Origin of the sequence: Tsukamurella sp. 1534 (genome assembly GCF_000312385.1) — a bacterium.
Lineage (GTDB): Bacteria > Actinomycetota > Actinomycetes > Mycobacteriales > Mycobacteriaceae > Tsukamurella.
In genome coordinates, this window is the sequence record NZ_HE997626.1 from 2,249,529 (window position 1) to 2,274,589 (window position 25,061).

The following is a 25,061-nucleotide window of genomic DNA, read 5'->3' on the forward strand; positions in this document are numbered from 1 at the left end:
CTCTTGATGGAGATCGAACAGAAGTTCTAGTCACGTCTTCCCCGTGGCTCTGCTTCCGCTCCTGATCAGATGCGGTCCAGAACGTAGGGGAGGGGTGTGACAGGTGTCCGTCGTACGAGCGAGCGCGGTGGCCGGGAACCGCGAGGAGAAGCTGGCGGAGCTGCGCAAGCGGCTCGCGGCGCTGCCGGACAGGCACCGCCCTGCCCGGTCCCCGTCGGCCCCCGTCGAACAGCCTGTGGAGGGCCTGGACCAGGGGGTCCTCCCCGTGCATCCGGAGCTCGCCCGGCTGCTCCCGGGCGGCGGCCTGCCCCGGGGCAGCGTCGCGGAGATCTCGGGCGCGGCGTCCCTGGCGGTCTCCCTGGTGGCCACCGCCTCCCGCTCCGGCGCGCGGGTGGCGTTGTGCGGGCTCACCGGCTTCGGGATGGCGGCCGCACTCGAACAGGGGGCCGATCCGGAGCGCATCGCCCTCATCGAGGGGCCGCTGGCCGACCCGGTGTCCGTCGCCTCCGTCCTGCTCGACGGTGCCGACGTGGTGCTGTGCGGCCTCGGCGGGCTCGCGGTCCCGCCCAGCCGCGGCCGGGCCGTCGCCGCCCGCGCCCGCTCGAAGGGCGGCGTGCTGCTGGTGACGGGCGGCCGCTGGGAGGGCGCTTCGCTGCACCTCGGCGCCCGGGTGCAGGGCTACGCGGGCCTCGGCGCGCGCCCCGGCCGCGGCCGCGTCCGCGGGATCGACCTGCTGTTCTCCGCCCGGGGCCGGGGCTGTCTCAACCCCTACCGCGGCGTCGTGGAGGAACCCCGCGCGGCGGTGGCGCGGTGAGCGGCGGTCCGGCGAACAGCGCAGCGCCGCAGCGCATCCTGGCGCTGTGGTGCCCGGACTGGCCGGCGGCCGCGGCGGCGGCCGATGCGGACCTGCCGCCCGATCACCCGGTCGCGGTGCTGCACGGGAACCGCGTGGTGGCCTGCAACGCGCCGGCCCGGGCCGACGGGGTGCGTCGCGGCATGAAGCGCCGAGAATCGCAGGCGCGGTGCCCGGATCTGCAGGTGGCGGGCACGGATCCGGGGCGCGACGCGCGGATCTTCGAACCGGTGGCGGGCGCCGTCGCCGCGCTGATCCCGCTGATCGAGGTCCTGCGCCCGGGCCTGGTGGTGATCCCCGCGCGCGGTGCCGCGCGGTTCTTCGGCGGGGAGGGCGCCGCGGCCGAGAAGCTGGTGGACGCCGCGTCGTCGGTGGGCGCGGAATCGCTCGTGGGCATCGCGGACGAGGTGTTCACCGCGGCCCTCGCGGCCCGCCGCGGCGTGATCGTGCCGCCCGGCGGCTCGGCGGCGTTCCTGGCGCCGCTGCCGATCGCCGAGCTGGGGGCCGAACAGGCCCTCGTCGGCGACGACCGCACGGACCTGATCGACCTGCTGCGGCGGCTGGGGCTGCGCACCGTCGGGGCCTTCGCCGGGCTCACCTCCGCGGACGTGGCCACCCGGTTCGGGGTCGACGCGATCGCCGCGCACCGTCAGGCCCGCGCGGTGGCGGACAGGCCGCCCTCCACCGCGGCCCTGCCGCCCGGTCTCGACGTCGAACTCCGGCCGGACCCACCGATCGACCGGGTGGACGCCGCGGCGTTCGCCGGCCGGTCCCTCGCCGTGGACCTGCACGAGAGGTTGTCCGCGGCGGGCGTGGCCTGCCTGCGGCTGGAGGTCTCCGCGGTCGCCGAGAACGGCGAGCGGCACACCCGGATCTGGCGGTGCGCGGAGCCGCTCACCCCGGAGGGCACGGCGGACCGGGTGCGCTGGCAGATCGACGGCTGGCTCACCGGCAGCCGCGGGAGGACGGGCGGCCCCGGCGCCCCGATCGTGCTGCTGCGGCTGGAGCCGGTCGAGGTGGTGGACGCGGGGGCGCTGCAGGCCGGCATGTGGGGCGACGAGGGCGACGGTGCCGCCCGCTTCCGGCGGGCGCTGGTGCGGGTGCAGGGCCTGCTGGGCGGCGAGGCCGTCCGGGTGGCCGTGCGCAGCGGCGGCCGCGGACCGGCGGAGCGGGTCACCTGGGTGCCGCTGGGTGACGAGCCGGTCCCGGCCCGGGACACCGAGGCGCCCTGGCCGGGCCGGATGCCGGAGCCGTCCCCGTCGGTGCTGCTCACCGGCGCCGCGGTCGCGGTGACGGACGCGGCGGGAGAGTCGGTGCGGGTCACCGAGCGGGGCGCCTTCACGAGCGAGCCCACGCACCTGGCGTGGGGATCGCGGGGCTGGGCGCTGAGCTGGTGGGCGGGGCCGTGGCTGGTCGACGAGCGGTGGTGGGAGCCCGGCGCGGCCGCCGCGGAGCCCCGGGCGCGGGCCCAGGTGCTGCTGGAAGCCGCCCCGGGGAAGGACGACGGGCGAGCGCTGCTGCTGCAGTACGCGGGCGGATGGGAGGTGGAGGGCGTGTACGAGTGATCAGCCGGCGTCCGGGCCGCCCACGGCGGTCAGCACCTCGAACTCGTAATCAGCGGCGCGGGCCAGGTGCACCTGCTGGACCGCCGCGCCCGAGCGCAGCTCCACGTGGCCGCGCGGCCCGTCGTAGCCGAGCTCGCCGGATTCCAGGGCGGAGAGGATCGTGCGCGCCTCCAGGCTCTGTGCGGCGTTCGAGGCCGCCGCCAGCGCCAGGATGCCCTCGTAGCAGGATTCGGCGGCGTTGTTCAGCGCCGGCGCGTCGGGCCCGAAGGTATCGGCGTAGCTGCCGGTGAAGTCCATCGCGGCCGCGGTCGAGAGGCTGTTGAAGTACGCGGCGGCCACGAACAGGTCGTGGGTGCATTCCGCCCCCGACGCCATGAGCATGTTCTCCTCCATGAGCGGGGTGAATCGCACCAGCTTCTCCTGCAGCCCGGCGGCCGCGAACTGCCGGTTGAACAGCACCGCGTCGCGGCCCACCAGCAGCATCATCACGCCCTGCGCGGTGCTGCGCCGCAGCCGGTCGATCACGCCGCGGAAGTCGCGGCAGCCGTAGGAGACGAAGGCCTCGTCCACGATGTCCAGGCCCGTCGCCGCCGCGTAGGCCCGCACCGTGCGCGCGGTGCGGCGCGGCCAGATGTACTCCGATCCCACCACCGCCCAGCGCCGGATGCCCCGCTCGGCGCGCAGCCAGCGCATCCGGGGGGCCACCTGCAGCTCCGGCGTCTCGCCCGGGCACAGAACGGCCTCGCGCTCGGAGCCCTCGTGCAGCGAGGTGTAGACGTAGGGGACGCCGACCGCGGCGAGCGACGGGGCGATCCGCTGCCGCAGCGACGAGATGTGCCAGCCCACCACCGCGTGCACCCGCCCGGCGGACACCGCGCCCAGGGTGTCGGAGTGGAACCGTTCCGCGGAGACGCCGGCGTCGAGCACCTCGAGCTCCACGGGGCGGCCGAGGATCCCGTCCCGCGCGTTGAGCTGCATGACGGCGAGCTCGGCGACCTTCTCGCACGACGGGCCGAACAGCCCGGCGGGGCCGCGCAGGGGGATCGCGAGTCCGATCCGCAAGGGTTCCATGCAGCTCACTCCTCGTCGAGAACGGCGTACTGGTCTTCCGTACTCGTTGGGTGATTTACCCGTGTGGAACTATCATGACACCCGAGGCCGGTGATCCGGTGGAGATCCGGAGGAATGGAGGCGGGCCATGGCGGAGCAGGACGTGCGGACCGCGGACGTGGCGCTCGTCGTCCTCGCGCGGGCGGCCGCGGTGGAGCGCGCCGTGGCCCGGGCGCTACGGGGCACCGACTTCGGCGTCCCGCACTGGACGGTGCTCGCGCATCTCGCCGCGGAGGGGGCCACGATGGCGGCCCTCGCCGAGCGGACCAATCTGCCTGCAGCGACGCTGACGCGCACCGTCGACAAGCTGGTCGACCGCACCCTGGTGCACCGGTCCCTCGACGGGCACGACCGGCGGCGCGTGGTGGTCCGCCTCACCGACCGCGGCGCCGCGACCCTGGACGAGCTCTCCGGTCTCGTCGACGCCGCGACCGCGGGCGCGTTGGAGGGGTTCGAGCCGTGGGAGACACAGGCCCTGCAGGGGCTTCTCGGCAGATTCGACGTTTCCACCTAGAAACTTCCATTCGGAAGTAATCTGGCCCTCGTCACCATCCCCGACGAAGGGCTCACCGACATGTCCACCGATTTCACCGCCTCCGGCGTCTCTCGATTCCCCGATCGCGACCTGGGCGTCAAGCGCTTCTCCTGCGACGTGGGCAAGCCGCTCGCCGAGCAGAAGGAGCTGGGCCACAACCGCTGGCACCCGGACATCCCGCCGTTGTACGAGCTGGGCCCGGGGGAGGAGATCATCCTCGAGGCGCCGGGCTACGACGACTACCAGCTGCAGGACGTCGACGACGACGGCGACATCAAGACCTTCGACCTCACCCGCACCCACCCGCTCGCCGGCCCCGTGCGCATCGACGGGGCGAAGGCGGGTGACCTGCTCGTCGTCGACGTGCTCGACATCCTGCCGCTCTCCGGGATCGGCTACTCCAACATCCTTCCGGGCATGGGCGGCCCGCTGGCGTCGTGGTTCCCGGAGGGCTTCAAGACGATCTGGGACCTGCACGGGCTGTTCGCCACCAGCCGGCAGATACCGGGCGTGGAGATCCCCGCCATCAGCCACCCCGGGATCACCGGTGTCGCACCGTCGTACGAGCTGTTGGACCTGTGGAACCGCCGCGAGGACCCGCTCATCGTCGACGGGCTGGCCGCGCCCCGCGCCGACGCCACGGATCAGGCGGTGCTGCGCACCCTCGGCGGGGACGCGCTGGCCGACGCGAATCGCACTGCGGCGCGCACCATCCCGCCGCGCGAGAACGGCGGCAACATGGACATCAAGAACCTCTCCCGCGGCTGCCGGGTGTACTACCCGGTGTTCGTCGACGGTGCGCTGTTCTCCGCCGGCGACTACCACTTCGCCGAGGGCGACGGCGAGATCACCTGGAACGCCATCGAAATGGACGGCGCGGGCTGGTTCCGGTTCGACATCATCAAGGACGGCATGGCCCGGTACGGCGTGAAGACGCCGATGATCCGGCCGTCCGCGTGCGATCCGAACCTCGGTACCCGCTATCTCACGTTCATCGGCCTGTCCGCCAAGGGGACCGACCAGCGCTACCTGGACCTGACGTTCGCCGCCACCAACGCGGTGGAGCAGGCGATCGAGTACCTCGGGAAGTTCGGCTACAGCCCGGAGCAGGCGTACACGATCATCTCGGTGGCGCCGTGCGAGATGCACGTGGGCGGCGTGGTAGACATCCCGAACGCCGCTGTCACGCTGAAGATCCCGCTCGACATCTTCGACCAGGACATCCTGCCGCACTGACCGGGCGATCGAGATGAGCAACGCGGGACTGTTCTTCGTGGGGGCCGTTCTCGTGGTGAACGGCCTGATGCTGCTGGGTGTCGTACCCGCCCGGGGTGCGGCGCCGCTGAACCTGTTCGTCGGTGCGCTGCAGGTGATCACGCCGACGTACCTGCTGATGACCGCCGACGATCCGGCGGCCCTGCACGCGGCGACGGGGCTCTACCTGTTCGGTTTCACCTACCTGTGGGTGGGGATCAACGCGCTCGCCGGGCTGCCGGGGCAGGGGCTCGGATGGTTCTCCCTGTTCGTGGCCGTCGCCGCCGTCGGCTACGCAGTGGTGTCGCTCCGCGACGGCGCGCCGGTGTTCGCGGTGATCTGGTCGTCGTGGGCCGTGCTCTGGCTGCTGTTCTTCCTGGTCCTCGGGCTGGGGAAGGACGCGCTGGCGCCGTTCACCGGTGTCGTCGCCGTGGCCGAGGGCGTGCTCACGGCGGCAGTGCCGGCATGGCTGCTCATGGTGGGCTCGTTCGCCGAAACCGCGCCCGTCGCGGTGGGCGGCGCCGTCACGGCCGCCGTGCTCCTGGCGGCGGCGTACGCGCTCACCCGGCCGCACGCGCTCACGCGCCGGGCCGGTTCACCGTCCCCATGAGCAGGGGCAGGCCGGTCGCGGTGTCCACCACCGAATAGGCGAAGGCGCGGTCCACCGCGAACGGATCCGGTCCGGGCGGCGGTTCCGGCGTCGGCGGGGTTCCGGCCTCGACGGTGCCCGCCGCCGTCCCCTTCTCGCCGACGGTGAGCACCGCGGCGGCCTGCGCGGCGGCGAGCGTGGGAGCCCCGGGCGCGATGCCCACGAGCCCGGGGCCGCCGGGGAGGACGCCGGTGATCCCGGCCTCGCGCAGCGGGTCCACCAGCCCGGTCCAGCCGGCCACCCGCCACTTCGGCAGCGACACCTCGTGCGGCACCGACGGGGCGGCGGCCAGGGCGATCCGGGCCGCCGTGAACCGCGCCTCGGAGGCGGCGTCGGCCACCGGGACGCCCGGCGCGGGGAGCACGATCTGCAACGCGAGCGGCGCGCCGTAATCCAGTTGCAGCGCGGTGAATCCGTCCCCGGTGGCCACCCGGGACGGGATGGTGCCGCGCATGGTCTCGGGCTCCAGCGCGGCACCGTCCGCCGCGGTGAACGGGGCCGGCCGCGTGCGCGCCGGGTCGAACGGGAAGTTCCACGCGGCGGCGAGGTACGCGGTGGTCGCGGCGGCGAGCCGGGCGTCTCCGCCCACCCGCACCGGCGCCGAGGTGAGGGCGCTGCCGGTGTTGACCGCCGCCCACTCGCCCAGGGGTTCGCCCACCCCGCGGCCGAAATCCACGGGGTAGACGCCGGTGTCGTAATGGGTGGAAAGAGTGTCGAGGAACTCCGGGCGCGCGGCCGGCTGCTTCGCGGTGAGCAGGGCCACCTGCGACTGGAACAGCGGCGCGGCGGGCGGGGTGCCCGTGGGGATCGTGCCCGGGTCCCCGGCCCACTGCGCGGTCTGCCCGGTGAGGGCGGCCATGGCGCGCCCCAGGTCCTTCGCGGCGCCGAGGCCGGCGCCGTCGAGCTGGGCGGCGGATTCGCCCTCCGCTCCGGCGCGGAGCATCCCGAGCAGGCTGAGCACGGACCAGGGGGAGACGGCCGTCGCGCCGGCCTTGCCGTCGCCGGGGGCGATCCGGGACCCGATCCGGGTGGCGGTGGCCACCAGCGCGGTCACGTCGTCCCGGGTCTTGTCGACGCCCACCTGCTCGAACTTCTCCTCCGAGCGTTCGAGTCCGAGCGCGCTGGGCGACGACGGTGCCCCGCCGCACGCCACGAGGGTCGCCGCGGCGAGCAGCGCGACCGCGGCCCGTCGGATCAGCATGGGCCCCATCGTATCGACCGCCCGGCCCCGGGCGCCCCGGCGGCGGTCCGCGGAGGTCAGGCGGTGTGCCCGAGCAGCCTGCGGCCGTTGTGCCACAGCACCTTGCGCATCCAGTCGTCGCCCAGGTCGAGGCGGGCGAGCCCGTACAGCTGGTGCGCGTAGGCGTAGGGGATGTTGGGGAAGTCGCTGCCCAGCACCACCTTGTCGGCGAGGCCGGCCAGCCGCTCCCGGTAGCCGGGCGGCATCGGGGCGGAGCGCTCGGTGAAGTCGGTCGCGGCCATCGTGGTGTCCAGATGCACGCGGGGGTACCGCTCGGCGAGGTCGGCGAAGGCGTCGTACTCGGGCATTCCGAGGTGCGCGATCACCAGCGTCAGGTCCGGGTGGCGGCGCAGCACCTCCTCCACCCGGCCCGGGCCGGTGTACGGGCCCTCCACGGGCCCCGAGCCGGCGTGGATCACCACGGGCACCCCGGCGTCGGACAGCGCCTCCCAGGCGGGGTCGAGTTGCGGGTCGTCGGGCGCGAAGACCCCGACCTGGACGTGCATCTTGAACAGCCGCGCACCGTCGGCCAGGGCGGCCCGCACGTACTCGGCCACGCCGGGCTCGGGGTAGAGGGTGGCGCAGTGGACGGCGTCGGGCACGCGCCGCGCGAACTCGGCGCACCAGGCGTTGAGCCATTCGGCCATGCCCGGCTTGTGCGGATAGGTGAGGGCGGGGATCTCGCGCACGCCCAGGCCGCGGATCAGGTCCAGCCGGGTGTCCTCGTCGTAGCGGTAGGTGATGGGCCACGACGTGCCGTACTCGAGGTCGGCCCGGTCGAAGAAGTCCCACACCTTGGCGAGCATCGGCTCGGGGAGGAAGTGGACGTGGATGTCGGCGAGCCCGGGCAGGCCCAGCGCCTCGAGGTAGGCGGGGACGTCCGCGTCGGAATCGGGCCCGGGGGTGGTGTTCGACGGTCCGCTGGTGGCGCTGCCTGGCGTTCGTGTCACCCTCCCCAATCTACCCATTCGGTGATCCGCCGTTCACCGAATCCGGCGGCTCCCGCGGTGGGCGGGCGTCGTAGAATCGACGGGGTCGAGGCACGAGGGGGTGACCATGGCGGAGCCGAGCACCGGCGCGACGGACGGCGACGTGCGGTGGTTGTCCGAGGCGGAGATGGCGGCGTGGTTGCCGCTGGTCAACGTCGCCATGCGGCTCCCCGCGAAGCTGGACACCCAGCTGCGCACCGATGCCGGTCTCACGCACTACGAGTTCATGGTGCTCACCGCGCTGTCGCAGGCGGAGGGGCGCCGGCTGGGCCTGTCCGCGCTGGCGGAATCCGCCAACTCCTCGCCGTCGCGTCTCTCGCACGTGCTCGCCAAGCTGGCGAAGCGGGGCTGGTTGGTGCGGCACGCGGCGGGCCGTTCCGCGTACGCAGAGCTCACCGAGGAGGGCTTCGAGGCCGTCGACGCCGCCGCGCGCGGCCACGTCGAGGAGGTGCGCCGGCTGGTGTTCGATCATCTGAGCACCCGTGACGTGACGGCGCTCGCCCGCGCACTGGGCAAGCTGGGCCCGGCCCTCGCGGGCGACGACTGACGGCGTTCAGGCCACCGCGGCGACGGCGCGGAGCGAGAGGTCGAGCGGTGCGCGCAGGCGCCGGGTGAGGGCGGCGTGTCGCATCGCGCGCGACAGCAGCATGGTTCGCTGACCGGCGGCCTTCCGCGCCGCGGAGTAGGCGGCGAGGGCGGAGGGGACGTCGCCGTCGAAGGCCTCGGCCGGCCCCAGCGCGTCGGCGAGCGCCGCCGCGTCCAGCAGCGTCTCGCAGGCGCCCCGGCCCAGGTTCGGGGCCATGGCATGGGCCGCGTCGCCGATCAGCGCGATGTTGCCGCGCACGATCCGCGACAGCCGGGGCAGGTCGCGCGAGTGGTAGTGCAGAGCGGATCCGGCGTCGATGCCCTCGATCGTCTCCCGCACGCGCGGCGCCCAGTCCCTGTACATCGCGCTGAGGAACCCGCGGGGGTCCGAGTCCGGGTCCGGCGTCCCGTCGGGCACGGCGCGGGGGTCGTACTCCGAGTACCAGTTGATGTAACCGCCGTCGCGCGGGGTGACGCCGAACAGCCTTCCGGGGCCCCAGTATTCGGTGAAGGTATCGGTCTCTCCGGGGCAGCGGCCGATGAGCACGTCCACGCCCAGCGGGCGCGGATCGACGCGCTCGCCGAGCACCGCCGCGCGGGTGACGCTGTTGATGCCGTCGGCGCCCACGATCACGTCGTGGGGCAGGCCCGCGAGGTCGGCGCGGCGCTCGCCCCACCGCACCGTCGGCGCGCACGCCGCGAGCGCCGCCAGCAGGGGCGGGCGGGAGATCAGCACGGTGGCGCCCTTGGCCTCGATGCGCGGGCCGAGGCGCCGGCCCGTCGCGTCGCGGAGCTCGGCGACGCGCTGGTCGATGCCGATCTCGCGGACCCGGTCCCCGGCGCCGATCCGGTCCAGAACCTCCAGGGCCTCGGGCCACATCCCGAGCGCGGTGCCGGTGGCGGGGAGCGACGGTGCGCGCTCGAAGACCTCCACCTCCCATCCCCGTGCGCCGAGGAGGGCGGCGGTGGCGAGCCCGCCGATTCCGCCGCCGATGATCGCTGCCGTGGTCATGACGCCAATGTACTACATTTGTAGTGAGTTGGGACGGCGGTACAGTATTCCGTCATGGGACGCCGGGAAGAGGTGCTCGACGCAGCCGTCGAGGTGTTGGGCACGCTCGGGCTGCGCGGGCTCACGCACCGCGCCGTCGACGGCGTCGCGGGCGTCCCTGCCGGCACCGCGTCGAACCACTTCCGGTCCCGTTCCGCGCTGGTTCTGGGCATCGTGGAGCAGATGGTCGACCAGGACCTCGCCTTCTGGTCCGGGTTCGAGGGGGTCGAACGCTCCACGGTCGACGAGGTGGCCGCGCGGCTCACCGAGTTCGTGCTGTGGTCCGTGGACGCCGGGCGGGTGCGCGGCGTGGCGCGGCTGAACCTCTTCGCCGCGGCGGCCGTCGAGCCGGATCTCCGGGAGCCGCTGCGGCGCGGGCGCGGCGTGATCGAGGAGGCGGGCCTCGCGATCGGCGCGTCGATCGGCCTGGACCCCGTCGAGTCGCTCGCGGTCATGGACCTCACCGACGCGGTGGTCATGCGCCAGCTGGCGATGCCGGTCGACCCGTTCGATCCGTACCCCGCCCTCCGTCGCGCCCTCGGCGCCCTCGCCGACGCGGACGGCTAACGGCCCGGAGGTTCGATCGATCTGAACCGCATCGAACATACAGGCGTATCGTGGAGGCGTGGGTTGGAGTAACGGGCCGAGCTGGTCCGAGATGGAGCGGGTGCTCTCCGGACGCGCGCCGGTCCGGCGGGAGGAGCCGCCGGGGGACGGCGGCGATTCGCCCGCGTGGTCGCGCAAGCGCGGCCCGTACGTCCCGCCCGGAGCCGCCCCGGGAGTCTCCTCGGTGCCCTACGCCGAGTTGCACGCGCACACCTCGTTCAGCTTCCTCGACGGTGCGGCGCAGCCGGAGGAGATGGTGGAGCAGGCCCACGCGCTGGGCCTGAAGGCGCTGGCGGTCACGGACCACAACGGCTTCTACGGCGTCGTCAGGTTCGCCGAGGCCGCCCTGGAGCTGGGCGTGCCCACGGTGTTCGGGGCGGAGCTCTCCCTGGAGCACGACGCGGAGCGCACCGGCGCACCGGACCCGTCCGGGGAACATCTGCTGGTGCTCGCCCGCGGGCGGGAGGGGTACCGCAGGCTCTCGCGCGCCATGGCCGAGGCGCACATGGAGGCGGGGGAGAAGGGGCTGCTGCGGTTCCATCCGGATCGGTTGGCGGAGTGGGCAGGCGGGCACTGGCACATCCTCACCGGGTGCCGCAAGGGCGCCGTCCGCCGCGGGCTCGACGCCGCGGGGGCCGACGGCGCGGCCGCCGCGCTCGCCGGGCTCGTCGACCGGTTCGGTGCGGACCGGGTGAGCATGGAGCTCACGGTGCACGGCGTTCCTGAGGACGACGAGCGCAACCACCTGCTGGCGGGGGCGGCCGCGCGGATGGGGGTGGGCACCGTCGCCACCACGGGGGCGCACTTCGCCCGCCCGGACCAGCGCCGCCTCGCCGCCGCGCTCGCCGCGATCCGCGCGCGCCGCAGCCTCGACGAGCTCGACGGGTGGTTGCCCGCCGCCGGCGGGGCGCACCTGCGCTCGGGTGACGAGATGGCGCGGCTGCTGCCGGATCATCCCGGGGCGATCGACGGTGCCGTCGAGCTCGCCGCCGAGTGCGCCTTCAGCCTGCGCCTGATCGCCCCGAACCTGCCGCCCTTCGACGTTCCGGCGGGGCACACCGAGGCCACGTGGCTGCGCGAGCTGACCCGCCGCGGGGCGCTGGAACGGTACGGTCCGCCGGAGCGGAACCCCAAGGCCTACCGGCAGATCGAGCACGAGCTGAACGTGATCGAGACGCTCACCTTTCCCGGCTACTTCCTCATCGTGCACGACATCGTGAGCTTCTGCCGGAACAACGACATCCTGTGCCAGGGGCGCGGCAGCGCCGCCAACTCCGCCGTGTGCTTCGCGCTCGGCATCACCGCGGTGGACCCGATCCGCAACGCGCTGCTGTTCGAGCGGTTCCTCGCGCCGGAGCGGGACGGCCCGCCGGACATCGACGTGGACATCGAGTCCGACCGCCGCGAGGAGGCGATCCAGTTCGTCTACCGCAAGTACGGCCGCGAGTACGCGGCGCAGGTGGCGAACGTGATCACCTACCGCGGACGGTCCGCGGTGCGCGACACCGCACGGGCGCTCGGCTATTCGCAGGGGCAGCGGGATGCGTGGAGCAAGCAGGTCTCCAGCTACGGCTGGCGGCAGGACCCGGTGCCGGACGGGATCCCCGAGCGCGTGCTGGAACTCTCCTCGCAGATCGCGAACCTACCGCGGCACTTGGGAATCCACTCCGGCGGCATGGTGATCTGCGACCGCCCGATCGCGGACGTGTGCCCCACCGAGTGGGCGCGCATGGAGGACCGCAGCGTGCTGCAGTGGGACAAGGACGACTGCGCCGCCGCGGGGCTGGTGAAGTTCGACCTGCTGGGGCTCGGCATGCTCAGCGCGCTGCACTACGCCAAGGACCTGCTGGCGGAGCACAAGGGCATCGACGTGGACTTCGCGCAGCTCGACCTCGCGGACCCGAACGTCTACGAGATGCTGTGCCGCGCGGATTCGGTGGGAGTCTTCCAGGTGGAGTCGCGCGCGCAGATGGCCACCCTGCCCCGGCTCAAACCGCGGAACTTCTACGACCTGGTGGTGGAGGTGGCGTTGATCCGGCCCGGCCCCATCCAGGGCGGCTCGGTGCACCCCTACATCCGTCGGCGCAACGGGCAGGAGGAGCCCACGGTCGAGCACCCGTCGATGTGGAAGGCGCTGGACCGCACCCTGGGGGTGCCGCTGTTCCAGGAGCAGCTCATGCAGCTCGCGGTCGACGTCGCCGATTTCACCCCGGCCGAGGCCGACCAGCTGCGCCGGGCCATGGGGTCGAAGCGCTCCACCGAGAAGATGGAACAACTGCGGGAGCGGTTCTACGAGGGCGCCCGGCGGCTGCACGGGATCGAGGGCGAGCTCGCGGACCGGATCTTCGAGAAGCTCGCGGCGTTCGCGAACTTCGGTTTCCCCGAGAGCCATTCGCAGTCGTTCGCCTCGTTGGTGTTCTACTCCTCGTGGTTCAAGCACTACCACCCGGCGGCGTTCTGCGCCGCGCTGCTGCGGGCCCAGCCGATGGGCTTCTACTCGCCGCAGTCCCTGGTGGCCGACGCGCGGCGGCACGGCGTGGTGGTGCGCGGGCCGGACCTGAACGCGAGCCTGCCGTGGCCGAACCTCGAGAACGCCGGGGAGGAGGTGCGACTGGGGCTCGCCGCGATCCGCACCATCGGTGACGACCTGGCGGAGCGGATCGTCGCGGAGCGGGACGCGCACGGCCCGTACGCCGGGCTCGTGGACCTCACCTCGCGGGTGGAGCTGACCGTCGCGCAGTCCGAGGCGCTCGCCACGTCGGGGGCGCTCGACTGCTTCGGCCGGGACCGGCGGCAGGCGCTCTGGGAGGCGGGCGCCGCGGCGCGGGAGCGGCCGGACAGGCTGCCCGGCACCGCGACCGCGGGAACGCCGCCCGCGCTGCCGGGGATGAGCGAGACCGAGCTCGCGGCCGCGGACGTATGGGCCACGTCGGTCACCGTCGGGCGGTACCCCACGGAGTTCCTGCGGCCCACGCTCGACCGGCTCGGGGTCGTCGTGGCCGACAGGCTGCTCTCGCTGCCCGACGGTGCGCGGGTCCTGGTGGGCGGGGCGGTCACGCACCGGCAGCGGCCGGCGACTGCGGGCGGGGTCACGTTCCTCAACCTCGAGGACGAGACGGGGATGGTGAACGTCGTGTGCAGCCAGGGGTTGTGGGCGCGGTACCGGCGGCTGGCGCAGTCCGCGCCCGCGCTGCTGGTGCGGGGCAGGTTGCAGAACGCGGAGGGCGCGGTGACCGTCGTGGCGGATCGGCTGCAGCGGATGGACCTGTCGGTGCCGTCGACGTCGCGGGACTGGCAGTAGGCACCCACAAGGAACGCCTGTGGATTCCTCCGGAAGTCGTGACGCAGTTGCAAGCGGACGTGGGTACGGTGGGGATGAACCCAGACGATAGGAGTGCGAAGCATGTCGGATGTCACCGTTCCCGAGCCCGTCGCCGAATTCATCGCCCGCGTGAACGCGGGTGACGAGCAGGGCTTCCTGGACGCCTTCACCGCGAGCGGCTACGTCGACGACTGGGGGCGCGTGTTCCCCGATCGCGCCGCGATCAAGAAGTGGAGCGATGTCGAGTTCATCGGTGCCAAGGGCGTTCTCACGCCGACCAAGGTCACCCAGGACGGCGCCACGGTCGTGGTGATCGGGGACTGGCGGAGCAACCACGCGAACGGCCTCAGCGAGTTCACCTTCGTGGTCGAGGGCGACAAGCTGGCCTCCATGGTGATCCGCGGCGCCGACTAGACTCGCCGGACTCCCTCGCGGGCGCGCACGATCTGCGCGCCCGCGAGGTGTCTTCGTGGACGTTTCGTGGGGGACGGATCGTTCTGTGGGGGAGAGGAATTCCGCTTGTGTTTGGGGTAGCAATACCTGTGCGGACGGAGTAGTATCGAATGTATGAGCACTGCAGACGATGGATTCGAACACGGGAGGGTGGTCCGCCGACTGCTGCCTCCCGAGTTCGGGGATGTCGCCGGTCTGGACGTGGGAGCATTGTTGGCCGATCTGCGTTCGGTGCTCGTGGAGGCGAACCGGTTGGAGGCGAGGAAGAACGCGGTGCTCTCGCAGTTGTTCGCGGTTCGTGATGATGCCCGGCGGTGCCGGGTCGAGTCCGATCGTCGGTTCGTCGGGGATTGGGATGAGTTGGTCGCCGAGGTGGGGGCGGTGTTGCAGGTCGGGAGGAGCGGCGCCTCGGCGGCGGTGCATCGTGGTCTGGATCTGCGGGAGCGGTTGCCGCGCGTGTTCGCGGTCTGCGCCACCGGCATCGTGACGAACCAGCAGCTGTACGCCGTGCTGCGGTACGCGTCGGCGATCATCGACGATCGCGTGTTGCATGAGTTCGACGTCCGGATGGCCGCGTGGTTATCGGGAATGCTGTCCGATCCGGACACCGCCGTCACCGCCTCGGCGGTGGAGGAGGCGGCGAAGCAGATTCTGGTGCGGATCGACATCGATGCCGTGCCGCAAGTGCCGGAGAAGAAGCCGCGGTTCGGGATCGACATGCATGCGCGGGCGGACGGGACCGTCGACGTCGAAGCGATCATCCCGAAGGCCGACGGGATCCGGTTCGCCGCCCTGCTGGCAGAGATGCTCAAGACCACCTGCCGCAAAGACCCCCGCACGCTCGGCGAACGACAGGTCGGCGCCCACGCCGCCCTGATCGAGGGCTACGAGACCCTCGGCTGCCAGTGTTCCGACGATGCCTGCCGGTTCAAGGAACGCCGACCCCGCGTGGCGGCGATCGCGCCGGAGATGAGGGCGCTGGCGTTGATCGTCCTCAACGAATCCGACCTCCGCACAACGGAACCCGCCGCAGCCGAGCCCCAGCCCGCCACCACGACGTCCGAAGCCTCCACCGCCGAGTCCGCGGTCGATGACGTGATCACTCTGTTCGACGAACCACCCGCCGCCGAAGGCACTGCGGATGAGGCAGACGACGCGGACGGTGCGGACGTCACGAACGACGCCGACGGTGCGGACGTCACGAACGACGAAGACAATGCAGATCGTTCGGACGATGCGGACCTCACGAACGTCGCGGACGACGTATCCGGAACGACTGGGGGCATCATGTCCGGCGACTCGGGGGCGCAGCCTGTGTCATCTCCGCCGGACTCGTCGGGTGGGGCGTATGTGGTGTGCGACGAACTCGGGATCTCCGGGCCGGTGACCGCGGAGCAGGCGAACGATCTGATCGCCGAGTGCGACACCACCATCCGGGCCCTCGGCAAACGAGACCCGGTCACCGGGGAGATCCACATCGCGGGGGCCTCGGGTTACACACCGACGCAGTATCAACTATTGATCATGCGGCTGACCTACCCGACCTGCGTCTTCCCCGGCTGCAGCGTGCCCTCCACCCGCTCCCAAGCCGACCACGTCGCCGAATACGACCACCGCAATCCAGCCCGCGGCGGCCGGACAACGGTCGCCGGGAAACACGGCCCCGGAAACCTCGTACCACTCTGCGGATTCCACCACCGCATCAAAACCGAAACCGGATGGCTGTCCGACCTGCTCGACGACGGCACCGTCGAATGGCACCATCCCGCCGGAGGCATCTGGCTCACCCCACCCGGCGCCGCGCAGGAGATCCTCCCGGGACTCGGGAAGCTGATCTGGGACACCCCTGCCCGAATCGAGTCAGAAGAGCCGCCTCAGCCGGAGACCCTCGACACCCATGCCGAACTCCGCGCCCAGACCCGCCGCGACGAACGGACCAAGAATCGCCGCATCCGCCTCGAGAAGGCCGCGAAGCGCGCCGAGGAACGACTCCGGAAAGAGCTGGAACGGCAACGTAAGCAGGCCGAGGAGCAGGGCGTCGAGTTCGTCCCGAACACCGACCCCGAACCGCCGCCGTTCTGACCGTTCAGAACGCCGTCATAGCACCGAGCCGGATGCGGCGGACGGAGTCGAAGCGGACGTCACGGACTCGGGATAGGTCGGACCACATCGCGCGCCCGCCCGGGAGGCGGTACAGGGGGCCGACGACGGCACGGAATCGGCGGACGTCCTCCGGTTCGGCCGGCCTGGGTGCGCCGACAGTGCCTGTCAGCTGCACCCCCGGCGGGCGGTCGAACCGCCCGCGCAGCAGCGCGCGGAGGAAGAGCGGAGTGCCGGTGTCGACCGCCAGGATGGTGACCCGCGGGTCCGCGGCCACGTTGCGTGCGAGCCTCGCGTTGAACACGTCGAAGTAGATACCCGTACGCGAATCCTTCTCCAGCAGGAGCGATCCGATCGGAGTGACGTGCGGCGACCCGTCGGGGTTACGCGATCCCACGGCGCAGTGGAACGACGAACGCACGGCCCGCCGCACCACCGACCGGGCCAGTTCCCAGTCCGCGTCCTCGCGCCCGGTCACGAGGCGCTCCGTGCGGCAGTGCTGAACACCGTGCCCCGCGCGAGGGCGCAGAGACGTGGCTCCCCGTCCGCGGGCTCGTGCCAGATCTCCCCGGTGACCACGGCGTGGCTCCGGCTGTGATGCGCCACCGAGGCCGCTGCGCGGAGCCTCCCGGAGCGCGCGGCGCGCAGGTAGTCCACCGACACCCCGCCCGTGAGTACGTCGGGCCCCAGCGCGGAGCCCGCGGCGAAGGTCAGGACGTTGTCGGCGAGATACGCGAGAACCCCGCCATGGACGACGCCGAACTGCTGGCGGTGCCGCTCCTCGATGTCCAACACCAGTTCCGCGGCGCCGTCCCCGAACGCGGTCACCCGCGCCCCCACGACGGCGTTGAAGGGCTGCGCCGCGAGCACCGCCGCAGCGAGCGCGAGCGGATCCTCCTGCAGGTCGGACATGACACCTCCTGTTTTAGATAGAACTCTCTAAAACAGGTCTAGCATAGGATCGGCACCCATGGGAAGGCCGAGACTGCACGATCCGGACGGGCTGCTCGACGCGGCCGTCCGCCTGTTCGCGCGCGACGGTGCCCGGGGGCTCACGATGGCCGCGGTCGCGCGCGAATCGGGGTCGCCGAGCGGATCGGTGTACCACGCCTTCCCCGACCGCCCCGCCCTCCTCGCGGCCGTGTGGCTGCGCACGGTCCGCCGGTTCCACGACGCCTACTCGGAAGCGTTCGCTGCGGCGGAGACCGCCGCGGACGCGATCCGCAGCGTGCGGTGGATCGTCGAACGGTGCCGCGAGGACCTCGGCGAGGCGCTGGTTCTCCAGGCCGGGCCGCAGGCCTTCGGCGCGGAATCCTGGTCCGCTGCAGCGTCGGCGGAGTGGAAGGAGCTCGACGCGCAGCGCGAGCAGTCGATCGCGGCCATCGTCGCGCGCGTCGCGGCCGACTGCGGTCTCCCGCGCGCCGACGTCGCGTTCGCGATGTACGAGCTTCCGCTCGCCGTCGTCCGGCGGCACCTGCTGGCGGGGGAGAGGCCGCCCGACGGTGCCGTCGACCTGGCGGAGCGCCTGGCCGGCCGGCTACTGCACGACGGGCGGTGACGGCGCCAGTACGGACAGCGCTGCGCGCCTGCCGATCTCGACGGCGCGGGAGATGAGCGCACCGTCGGACGAGAGTCGTCCGACGGCCGGGCTCCCGTCCGGGACCCAGACCTGCAGCGCCTCCGCGCCCACGACGGCCGAATCCTCCGGGACGGCCGGCGCGGGAGCCGCCCGGCGCGCGGCGAAGTAGGCGTCCAGGATGAACCGCTCCGCCCGCGACGAACGCTGCGGCGGCGTGTTCTCGACGGTGCGCAGCATCAGCAGGTGCGTCGCGCCCTGGGCGAGCGGCGTTGCCAGCGGCACCTTCTCGGCGAGCCCGCCGTCGAACCACTCCCGCCCGCCGAGTCGCACCGGCCGGCCCGCCAGGATCGGCAGCGCGGTGGTGGCGCGCAGCGCGGCCCGCAGCGAATCGTGGTCGCGGATGAACGGCGCGAGGTCCGCGGCACGGCGGGTGTGCGCATCGACGGCCAACGGGTGCAATCCGATCGGACTCGCGAGGATCGCGTCGAAGTTCATCGGCGTCACCGCGGAGTAGACGCGTTCCACCAGGTGACGGGTGTCCACGACCAGGCCGCCGCGCAGCGCGCGTCGCGGATTCACCACCTGTTCCGCCAGGACGTCGTCCCAGCCCCACGACGGCAGCCACCGCTGCCCTTCGCCGGACACCAGCCACGCCGCGTTCAGGCCCCCGCCCGACGTGCCGTACACCGCGTCGAACGCCGGCAGCAGGCCGAGCTCGTCGACCGCCATCGCCATCCCCGCCGAATACGCCGACCGAGAGCCCCCGCCCTCGATGGACAGCGCGATCCGCAGGCCGTCCGTGCGCGCCCCGGGGCGGCTCCCCGCGGCGATCCGGTCGCGCAGCGAGTCGAGCAGCGTCACCGGACCGGGACCCCGTAGCCGACGATGCCCTTCGTGTCCGCGTGCTCGAAGGTGAGCGCGGAGACGCCGCCCGGCTGGTTGCCGCCCACCGTGGTCACGACGCCGTCGTCGACGCCGACCACGAAGTTGGTGTGCTGGCGCATCCGGTGTTCCGGCGCGTAGAGCACCACGTCGCCGGGGACGGGCGTGTAGTCCGCGGGGCGCAGCCGGCCCTCGCGCTGGAAGTACTCGGTCAGTGTGGACACGCCAGGGATGCGCCACGTCCCGGAGTTCGGGTTGTGCAGCGGCAGGCCGGAATCGCGGAGCACGGTGGACACGAAGTCCGCGCACCAGGGCTCCTCGACCCCCTCCGAGTAGTAGGTGCCGGGCCGGTTCTCGGCGAACTCGCGGCGCAGGCTCTCGATGATCCGGGCGCGCTCGGAGGGCAGCGCCGCCGTGTCCACCACGGGGAAGACCCGGGGCTTCAGCTCGGTGGGCAGGTGCCGGGACAGCGGCGTCTCGTGCGTGGTGGACCACCAGATCACCCCACCCGCGAGCACGACGAGGGTGGCCAGCGTCGCCGCCGCCACGAGTCCGACTCTCCTCAATCCCATGGATACACCGTACTCAACCCGGCGGCTGCGATCATGGACCGATGAGCGCGCGCACCGTGACCTGCACGATCAAGCCGGGGAGCCGGAAGGGCCCGGCCGTCGAGACATCGGACGACGGTGCGCTCACCCTGTTCGTCCGGGAGCCCGCCACCGAGGGCCGGGCGAACAAGGCCGCGGTGGAACTGCTCGCCGCGCACCTCGGCGTCCCGAAGTCCCGCGTCCGGCTGGTCTCGGGGCAGACCAGCCGGATCAAGCGGTTCTCCGTGGACGACTGAGCCTCTCAGCCCCCGATCACGGCCACCAGGTCGCCGCCGTCGACCTGGGTGGGCCCGGCGAGGGCGATGCGGGTGACGGTGCCGGCGACGGGGGCGGTGATGGCGGCCTCCATCTTCATGGCCTCGATGGTGGCGATCTGGTCGCCGACCTCGACGGTGGATCCGGTGTGCACCGTGGGGGTGACGACGCCGGCGAACGGGGCGGCGACGTGGCCCGGGTCGGTCTTGTCGGCGCGTTCGGCGGCGGGCACCTCGGCCTGGACGGCGCGGTCCCGGACGGCGACGGTACGCAGCTGCCCGTTGAGGGTGCAGACCAGGGTGCGGTTGCCGTGCTCGTCGGGTTCGCCGACGCCCTCGAGCTTGATCAGCAGCTCGACGCCGGTGGCGAGTTGCACGCGGTGCTCCTCGCCTTGGCGCAGTCCGTAGAGGAACTGGTTCGTCGAGAGCTTGGAGACGTCGCCGAATTCGGCGAGGTGGTCGGTGAATTCGCGCATCGGCCCGGGGAACAGCAGGCGACTCAGGGCGGCCCGCCGCTGCTGCGAGGTGCCGGCGAGTTCGTCGGCCTCCTCGGCGGGGACGTCGCTGATCGGCGGTGCGTCGGCGCGGCCGTCGAGTGCGCGGCTGCGCAGCGGCTCGGGCCAGCCGGCGGGCGGGGTGCCGAGTTCGCCGCGGAGGAAGCCGATCACCGAATCGGGGATGTCGTAGCGGCCGGGGTCGGCGGCGAACTCGTCGGGATCCACGCCGGTGCCGACGAGGGCGAGGGCGAGGTCGCCGACGACCTTCGACGACGGGGTGACCTTGACCAGCCGGCCGAGCATCCGATCGGCTGCGGCGTACGCGTTCTCGATGTCCTCGAACCGTTCCGCCAGGCCCAGTGCGCCGGCCTGCTGCCGCAGGTTCGACAGCTGCCCGCCCGGGATCTCGTGGTGGTACACGCGTCCCGTCGGGGCCTTGAGGCCGGACTCGAACGGTGCGTACGCCCCGCGGACCGCCTCCCAGTACGGTTCGAGCGCGCACACCGCGTCGAGGTCGATGCCGGTGTCCCGCTCGGTGTTCGCCGCCGCCGCGACGATCGACGACAGCGACGGCTGGCTCGTGGTGCCCGACAGCGGCGCGGCCGCACCGTCCACGGCGTCCGCGCCCGCGGTCCATGCGGCGAGGTAGGTCGCCAGCTGCCCGCCGGGCGTGTCGTGGGTGTGCACGTGCACGGGGAGATCGAACTCCTTGCGGAGCGCGGTCACCAGCTTCGTCGCGGCGGCGGGGCGGAGCAGCCCGGCCATGTCCTTGATCGCCAGGACGTGTGCGCCGGCCTCGACGATCTTCTCCGCCACCCCGAGGTAGTAGTCGAGGGTGTAGAGGTCCTCGGCGGGGTTCGCCAGATCGCCGGTGTAGGACAGCGCGCCCTCGGCGACGGCGGTGTTCGTGGCGAGGACGGCCTCGATCGCCGGCCGCATCTGCTCGACGTCGTTGAGCGCGTCGAAGATCCGGAACACGTCCACGCCGGTCGCGGCGGCCTCGGCGACGAAGGAGTCCGTGACCTGCTGCGGGTACGGGGTGTAGCCGACGGTGTTGCGGCCGCGCAGCAGCATCTGCAGGCAGATGTTCGGCAGGCCCTCCCGTAGCGCGGCCAGCCGCTCCCACGGGTCCTCGTGCAGGAACCGCAGTGCCACATCGTAGGTGGCGCCGCCCCACGCCTCCACCGACAGCAGCTGCGGCGTCAGCCGCGCCTCGTACGGGGCGATCGTGGTCAGCGCCGACGTCCGCACCCGCGTCGCGAGCAGCGACTGATGCGCGTCGCGGAAGGTGGTGTCGGTGACCGCCAGCGCGGTCTGCGCGCGCAGGTCCGCGGCGAAACCGGCGGGGCCGAGGCGGTCCAGCCGCTGCTTCGAGCCCTCCGGCGGCGCCGCCGACAGGTCCACCTCCGGCAGCTTGTCGTTCGCGTAGATCTTGGTCGGCCGCTCGCCGTGCGGCTTGTTGACGGTGACGTCCGCCAGGTACCGCAGGATCTTCGACGCCGTGTCCGAGGAGCCGCGCGCCGTGAGCAGCTCGGGCCGCTGCTCGATGAACGACGTGGTCACCTCGCCGGCGACGAACGCCGGATCCGCGAGCACCGCCTGCAGGTACGGGATGTTCGTCGCCACGCCACGAATCCGGAACTCCGCCAACGCCCGCCGCGCCCGGACGATCGCGGTCTCCCGATCCCGGCCGCGGGTGGTCAGCTTGACCAGCATCGAATCGAAGTGCGGGCTGATCTCCGCGCCCACGGACGTGCCGCCGTCGAGGCGGATTCCTGCGCCGCCCGGCGTGCGATACGCCGACACCCGGCCGGTGTCCGGGCGGAACCCGTCCGTCGGGTCCTCGGTGGTGATCCGGCACTGCAGGGCCGCGCCGTTGAGGCGGATCGCGTCCTGCGTCAGGCCGAGTTCGGGCAACGTCGACCCCGAGGCGATCTTGAGCTGTGCGGCCACCAGGTCCACGTCGGTGACCTCCTCGGTCACCGTGTGCTCCACCTGGATCCGCGGGTTCATCTCGATGAACACGTGCCGGCCGGCCGGGTCCACCAGGAACTCCACGGTGCCCGCGCACGAGTAGCCGATCTGCTGCGCGAACCGCACGGCGTCGGAGCACAGTTTCTCGCGCAGCTCCTCCGAGATGTTCGGGGCCGGCGCCATCTCGATCACCTTCTGGTGCCGGCGCTGCAGCGAGCAGTCCCGCTCGAACAGGTGGATCACATTGCCCGCGGTGTCCGCGAGGATCTGCACCTCGATGTGCCGCGGGTCGATCACCGCCTCCTCGAGGAACACCGTCGGATCGCCGAACGCCGATTCCGCCTCGCGCGCAGCCGCGTCGATCGCGTCCCGCAGGTCCTCGATCGCGTTCACCCGCCGCATGCCGCGGCCGCCGCCGCCGGCCACGGCCTTGACGAACACCGGGAAGTTCATCCCCTCGGCCGCCGCCAGCAACTCGTCCACGTCCGACGACGGCACCGTCGACGTGAGCACCGGAAGGCCCGCCTCCCGCGCCGCCGCGATCGCCCGCGCCTTGTTGCCCGTCAGCTCCAGCACCTCGGTGGGCGGGCCGACGAACGTCACCCCGCGCTCCGCGCACGCGGACGCCAATTCCGGGTTCTCCGAGAGGAACCCGTAGCCCGGGTACACCGCATCCGCGCCGGACAGTTCCGCGATGCGGATGATCTCGTCCACGCTGAGGTACGCGCGGACCGGATGGCCCTCGGCACCGATCTGATACGCCTCGTCGGCCTTCTGCCGATGCGGGGAGTTCCGATCCTCGTACGGGTACACGGCAACGGTTCTCGCGCCGCTCTCGACTGCCGCTCGGAAACCGCGGATCGCGATCTCGCCACGGTTCGCTACCAGGACTTTATTGAACATGTGTGAGTTACCACCGGTCTTCGTGAGACTGCGACGAACACGCCGGGCGGCCGGATTCGTGTCCGCCGTCGGCCGCTCGATGATATTCACCCCCGCCGCACGGTGCTGACCATCGGCCGAACGGACGGCGCGGATCCCATCAGGTGGTATCCCCGGGGTGCGGGCCGGCGGGCGTTCCTGCTTTGCAGGCGCATTCGACGGGGAGGAGGCATGATTAACTTCTCGGCGCACGTTTCCCAGGGGAGGTCGGATGAACGACGAGGTCGAAACCACTGTCGACGAGGCGGAATCGTCCGCCGGCGGCTCGGCTCGGCCGGCCGCCGGGGGGAGTGCGAAAGCGGTTGTCGCGAGCAGCGCGCTGTCCGATCGGTTCGGCCGGTGGTGGAAGCATCGCTACACCTTCACCGGCACCGCCGTGGGCCTGGTGTTTCTGTGGCTCTCGCTCACTCCGTCGCTGTTGCCCCGTGGCCCGCTGTTCCAGAGCCTGGTCTCGGGCGGATCCGGCGCCATCGGCTACATGATCGGCGTGTTCGCGGTCTGGCTCGTGCGTTTCATGCGCTCGCAGGACAGCAGCCCCGCCGCGCCGCAGAGGGCGTGGTGGGCGCTCATCGGCGTCGGCGCGGTGGGCACTGTGGGCATGATCCTGTTCTTCGACGCATGGCAGACCAGGCTCCGCGACATGATGAGCGTGGAGTACCTGCGGTTCGTCGACTACCTGGAGATCGGCGTGCTGTCGATCGTGATCCTCTACCTCTTCGTGGAGCTCGGGAAGGGCGTCCGCACGCTCGTGCGGTGGCTGTCCGGCCGGCTCACCAGTGTGTGCCCGTCGCGCGTCGCGGCCGTGGTCGCCGTCGGGCTCGTGATCGTGGTCGGCGTGGGCGTCGTCAACGGCGTCATCGTGCGTGGCGCGATGGATGCGATGAACACCGCCTTCTCGAAGGTCAACCGGGAGGGCGGCAACGATCGCCCCGCACCCACCAGCGAGCACCGCTCGGGCGGGCCGGGCTCGCAGGTGGAGTGGTCCTCACTGGGGAAGCAGGGCCGCGTCTTCGTCTCCAACGCGCAGACCGTCGAACACCTCTCCGCCTTCAACGGCGCGCCGGCCGTCGAGCCGATCCGCGCGTACGCGGGCCTGGGCTCTGCGGATTCGGACGACCCGAACCGTTACACGGTGATCGCCGAGAAGGCGGCGCAGGAGCTGGTGCGCACCGGAGGCCTGCAGCGCAAGGTGATCGCCGTGGCCGCGACCACCGGAACCGGCTGGGTCAACGAGGCGGAGGCGGGCGCGCTCGAATACATGTACAACGGCGACACGGCCATCGTGAGCATGCAGTACTCGTTCCTGCCCAGTTGGCTCTCGTTCCTGGTGGACAAGCAGAACGCACTCGAGGCCGGGCAGGCGCTGTTCGAGGCCGTCGACAGGAAGGTCAAGGCGCTCCCCGAGGGCGCGCGGCCCAAGCTCGTGGTGTTCGGCGAGAGCCTCGGCTCGTTCGGCGGGGAGGCCCCGTTCCTGTCTCCCAATAACATCCTCGCCAGGACCGACGGTGCGCTGTTCTCCGGCCCGACGTTCAACAACGAGATGTGGGTGCAGATGACCCGCCAGCGCGACGCCGGAACGCCCGAGTGGCTGCCGGTCTACCAGCAGGGCGCGAACATCCGGTTCGCCGCGCGCGCAGAGGATCTCGCCACCCCGGCAGCGCCGTGGAACGGCCCGAGGGTGGTGTACCTGCAGCACGCGTCCGACCCCATCGGGCGGTGGAAGCCCGAGCTCGCGTTCAGCAAGCCGGACTGGCTGCGCGAGAAGCGCGGCGTGGACGTGCTGTCCTCGGTCTCGTGGATCCCGATCGTGACGTTCCTCCAGGTCTCCGCGGACATGGCGGTGGCGGTGAACGTGCCCGACGGGCACGGGCACAGTTACGTCAAGGCCGCGGCGGACGCCTGGGCGGCCATCCTGGAGCCCCCGGGCTGGACCGCGGAGAAGACGGCGCGGCTGCGCCCGATGCTCAACAGCCAGACCGGGTACAACGAGGCCCCCGCGGGCTGATCGCG

At 72.2% G+C, this 25,061-nt stretch carries 22 protein-coding genes; 13 read left to right on the plus strand and 9 right to left on the minus strand.

Annotation, left to right across the window (positions count from 1 at the left end; genetic code table 11):
* Window positions 1-103: 103 nt before the first annotated feature.
* Both BN39_RS10975 and BN39_RS10980 read left to right on the plus strand, forming a co-directional pair.
* Window positions 104-814 carry a hypothetical protein gene (locus BN39_RS10975; protein ID WP_148281465.1) on the plus strand — a complete coding sequence of 237 codons (711 nt, stop codon included), beginning with the start codon at window positions 104-106 and terminating at the stop codon, window positions 812-814.
* Window positions 811-2,418, plus strand: coding sequence for a DNA polymerase Y family protein (locus BN39_RS10980; protein ID WP_019202449.1), 1,608 nt, complete (start codon window positions 811-813; stop codon window positions 2,416-2,418). Before BN39_RS10975 ends, BN39_RS10980 begins: the two co-directional genes overlap by 4 nt.
* Here the strand turns inward: BN39_RS10980 and BN39_RS10985 are convergent, their stop codons facing one another.
* Window positions 2,419-3,489, minus strand: a complete 1,071-nt coding sequence (locus BN39_RS10985) for a substrate-binding domain-containing protein (protein ID WP_019202450.1) — start codon at window positions 3,487-3,489, stop codon at window positions 2,419-2,421. It lies immediately after the preceding gene.
* Window positions 3,490-3,616: 127 nt separating this feature from the next.
* Here BN39_RS10985 and BN39_RS10990 point away from each other — a divergent pair, with 127 nt between their 5' ends.
* The 3 genes from BN39_RS10990 to BN39_RS11000 are packed head-to-tail and all read left to right on the plus strand — an operon-like array spanning window position 3,617 to window position 5,927.
* Window positions 3,617-4,042, plus strand: coding sequence for a MarR family winged helix-turn-helix transcriptional regulator (locus tag BN39_RS10990; protein WP_019202451.1), 426 nt, complete (start codon window positions 3,617-3,619; stop codon window positions 4,040-4,042).
* Window positions 4,043-4,102: 60 nt separating this feature from the next.
* On the plus strand, window positions 4,103-5,299 hold the full coding sequence (locus tag BN39_RS10995) for an acetamidase/formamidase family protein (protein WP_019202452.1): 1,197 nt from the start codon (window positions 4,103-4,105) through the stop codon (window positions 5,297-5,299).
* A 13-nt stretch (window positions 5,300-5,312) separates the two neighbouring features.
* On the plus strand, window positions 5,313-5,927 hold the full coding sequence (locus BN39_RS11000; protein WP_019202453.1) for an AmiS/UreI family transporter: 615 nt from the start codon (window positions 5,313-5,315) through the stop codon (window positions 5,925-5,927).
* Here the strand turns inward: BN39_RS11000 and BN39_RS11005 are convergent.
* A complete protein-coding gene (locus tag BN39_RS11005) occupies window positions 5,896-7,167 on the minus strand; it encodes a serpin family protein (RefSeq protein WP_019202454.1) in 1,272 nt (423 codons plus the stop codon). The two genes, BN39_RS11000 and BN39_RS11005, sit on opposite strands and share 32 nt — an antisense overlap.
* A 56-nt stretch (window positions 7,168-7,223) precedes the next feature.
* Window positions 7,224-8,156, minus strand: coding sequence for an amidohydrolase family protein (locus BN39_RS11010; protein ID WP_019202455.1), 933 nt, complete (start codon window positions 8,154-8,156; stop codon window positions 7,224-7,226).
* 106 nt (window positions 8,157-8,262) lie between these two features.
* Between BN39_RS11010 and BN39_RS11015 the strand changes: the two genes are divergently transcribed.
* A complete protein-coding gene (locus BN39_RS11015; protein WP_040767507.1) occupies window positions 8,263-8,742 on the plus strand; it encodes a MarR family winged helix-turn-helix transcriptional regulator in 480 nt (159 codons plus the stop codon).
* Between the two features lie 6 nt (window positions 8,743-8,748).
* On the opposite strand, the gene BN39_RS11020 is transcribed toward BN39_RS11015, so the two are convergent.
* Window positions 8,749-9,792 carry an FAD-dependent monooxygenase gene (locus BN39_RS11020; RefSeq protein WP_019202457.1) on the minus strand — a complete coding sequence of 348 codons (1,044 nt, stop codon included), beginning with the start codon at window positions 9,790-9,792 and terminating at the stop codon, window positions 8,749-8,751.
* A 54-nt stretch (window positions 9,793-9,846) separates the two neighbouring features.
* Here BN39_RS11020 and BN39_RS11025 point away from each other — a divergent pair, with 54 nt between their 5' ends.
* From BN39_RS11025 to BN39_RS11040, 4 genes are all read left to right on the plus strand, one after another.
* The gene (locus tag BN39_RS11025; RefSeq protein ID WP_019202458.1) at window positions 9,847-10,398 is read left to right on the plus strand and encodes a TetR/AcrR family transcriptional regulator; all 552 of its coding nucleotides are present in this window, start codon (window positions 9,847-9,849) and stop codon (window positions 10,396-10,398) included.
* 58 nt (window positions 10,399-10,456) lie between these two features.
* On the plus strand, window positions 10,457-13,738 hold the full coding sequence (locus BN39_RS11030) for an error-prone DNA polymerase (RefSeq protein ID WP_040766188.1): 3,282 nt from the start codon (window positions 10,457-10,459) through the stop codon (window positions 13,736-13,738).
* Between the two features lie 102 nt (window positions 13,739-13,840).
* On the plus strand, window positions 13,841-14,173 hold the full coding sequence (locus BN39_RS11035) for a hypothetical protein (RefSeq protein ID WP_019202460.1): 333 nt from the start codon (window positions 13,841-13,843) through the stop codon (window positions 14,171-14,173).
* Window positions 14,174-14,326: 153 nt separating this feature from the next.
* On the plus strand, window positions 14,327-16,294 hold the full coding sequence (locus tag BN39_RS11040) for a DUF222 domain-containing protein (protein ID WP_081585999.1): 1,968 nt from the start codon (window positions 14,327-14,329) through the stop codon (window positions 16,292-16,294).
* Window positions 16,295-16,298: 4 nt separating this feature from the next.
* Here BN39_RS11040 and BN39_RS11045 read toward each other — a convergent pair whose 3' ends face one another.
* Together BN39_RS11045 and BN39_RS11050 are read right to left on the minus strand one after the other, a co-directional pair.
* Window positions 16,299-16,790: a pyridoxamine 5'-phosphate oxidase family protein gene (locus BN39_RS11045; protein ID WP_019202462.1), complete on the minus strand. Its 492-nt coding sequence runs from the start codon at window positions 16,788-16,790 to the stop codon at window positions 16,299-16,301.
* Window positions 16,787-17,224: a PaaI family thioesterase gene (locus BN39_RS11050; protein ID WP_019202463.1), complete on the minus strand. Its 438-nt coding sequence runs from the start codon at window positions 17,222-17,224 to the stop codon at window positions 16,787-16,789. The genes BN39_RS11045 and BN39_RS11050 overlap by 4 nt, the downstream gene beginning before the upstream one ends.
* 58 nt (window positions 17,225-17,282) lie before the next feature.
* Here BN39_RS11050 and BN39_RS11055 point away from each other — a divergent pair, with 58 nt between their 5' ends.
* On the plus strand, window positions 17,283-17,870 hold the full coding sequence (locus tag BN39_RS11055; RefSeq protein ID WP_019202464.1) for a TetR/AcrR family transcriptional regulator: 588 nt from the start codon (window positions 17,283-17,285) through the stop codon (window positions 17,868-17,870).
* On the opposite strand, the gene BN39_RS11060 is transcribed toward BN39_RS11055, so the two are convergent.
* Together BN39_RS11060 and BN39_RS11065 are read right to left on the minus strand one after the other, a co-directional pair.
* The gene (locus BN39_RS11060) at window positions 17,850-18,752 is read right to left on the minus strand and encodes a patatin-like phospholipase family protein (RefSeq protein ID WP_019202465.1); all 903 of its coding nucleotides are present in this window, start codon (window positions 18,750-18,752) and stop codon (window positions 17,850-17,852) included. The genes BN39_RS11055 and BN39_RS11060 overlap by 21 nt on opposite strands.
* A complete protein-coding gene (locus BN39_RS11065; RefSeq protein ID WP_040766190.1) occupies window positions 18,749-19,345 on the minus strand; it encodes a CHAP domain-containing protein in 597 nt (198 codons plus the stop codon). The genes BN39_RS11060 and BN39_RS11065 overlap by 4 nt, the downstream gene beginning before the upstream one ends.
* A 41-nt stretch (window positions 19,346-19,386) precedes the next feature.
* Here BN39_RS11065 and BN39_RS11070 point away from each other — a divergent pair, with 41 nt between their 5' ends.
* Window positions 19,387-19,620, plus strand: a complete 234-nt coding sequence (locus BN39_RS11070; protein WP_019202467.1) for a DUF167 domain-containing protein — start codon at window positions 19,387-19,389, stop codon at window positions 19,618-19,620.
* A gap of 5 nt (window positions 19,621-19,625) precedes the next feature.
* On the opposite strand, the gene BN39_RS11075 is transcribed toward BN39_RS11070, so the two are convergent.
* Window positions 19,626-23,012 (minus strand): pyruvate carboxylase, encoded by a 3,387-nt coding sequence (locus BN39_RS11075; RefSeq protein ID WP_040766191.1) that lies wholly within the window; start codon window positions 23,010-23,012, stop codon window positions 19,626-19,628.
* A 250-nt stretch (window positions 23,013-23,262) separates the two neighbouring features.
* Here BN39_RS11075 and BN39_RS11080 point away from each other — a divergent pair, with 250 nt between their 5' ends.
* Window positions 23,263-25,056 (plus strand): alpha/beta-hydrolase family protein, encoded by a 1,794-nt coding sequence (locus BN39_RS11080; protein ID WP_019202469.1) that lies wholly within the window; start codon window positions 23,263-23,265, stop codon window positions 25,054-25,056.
* Window positions 25,057-25,061 lie beyond the last annotated feature (5 nt).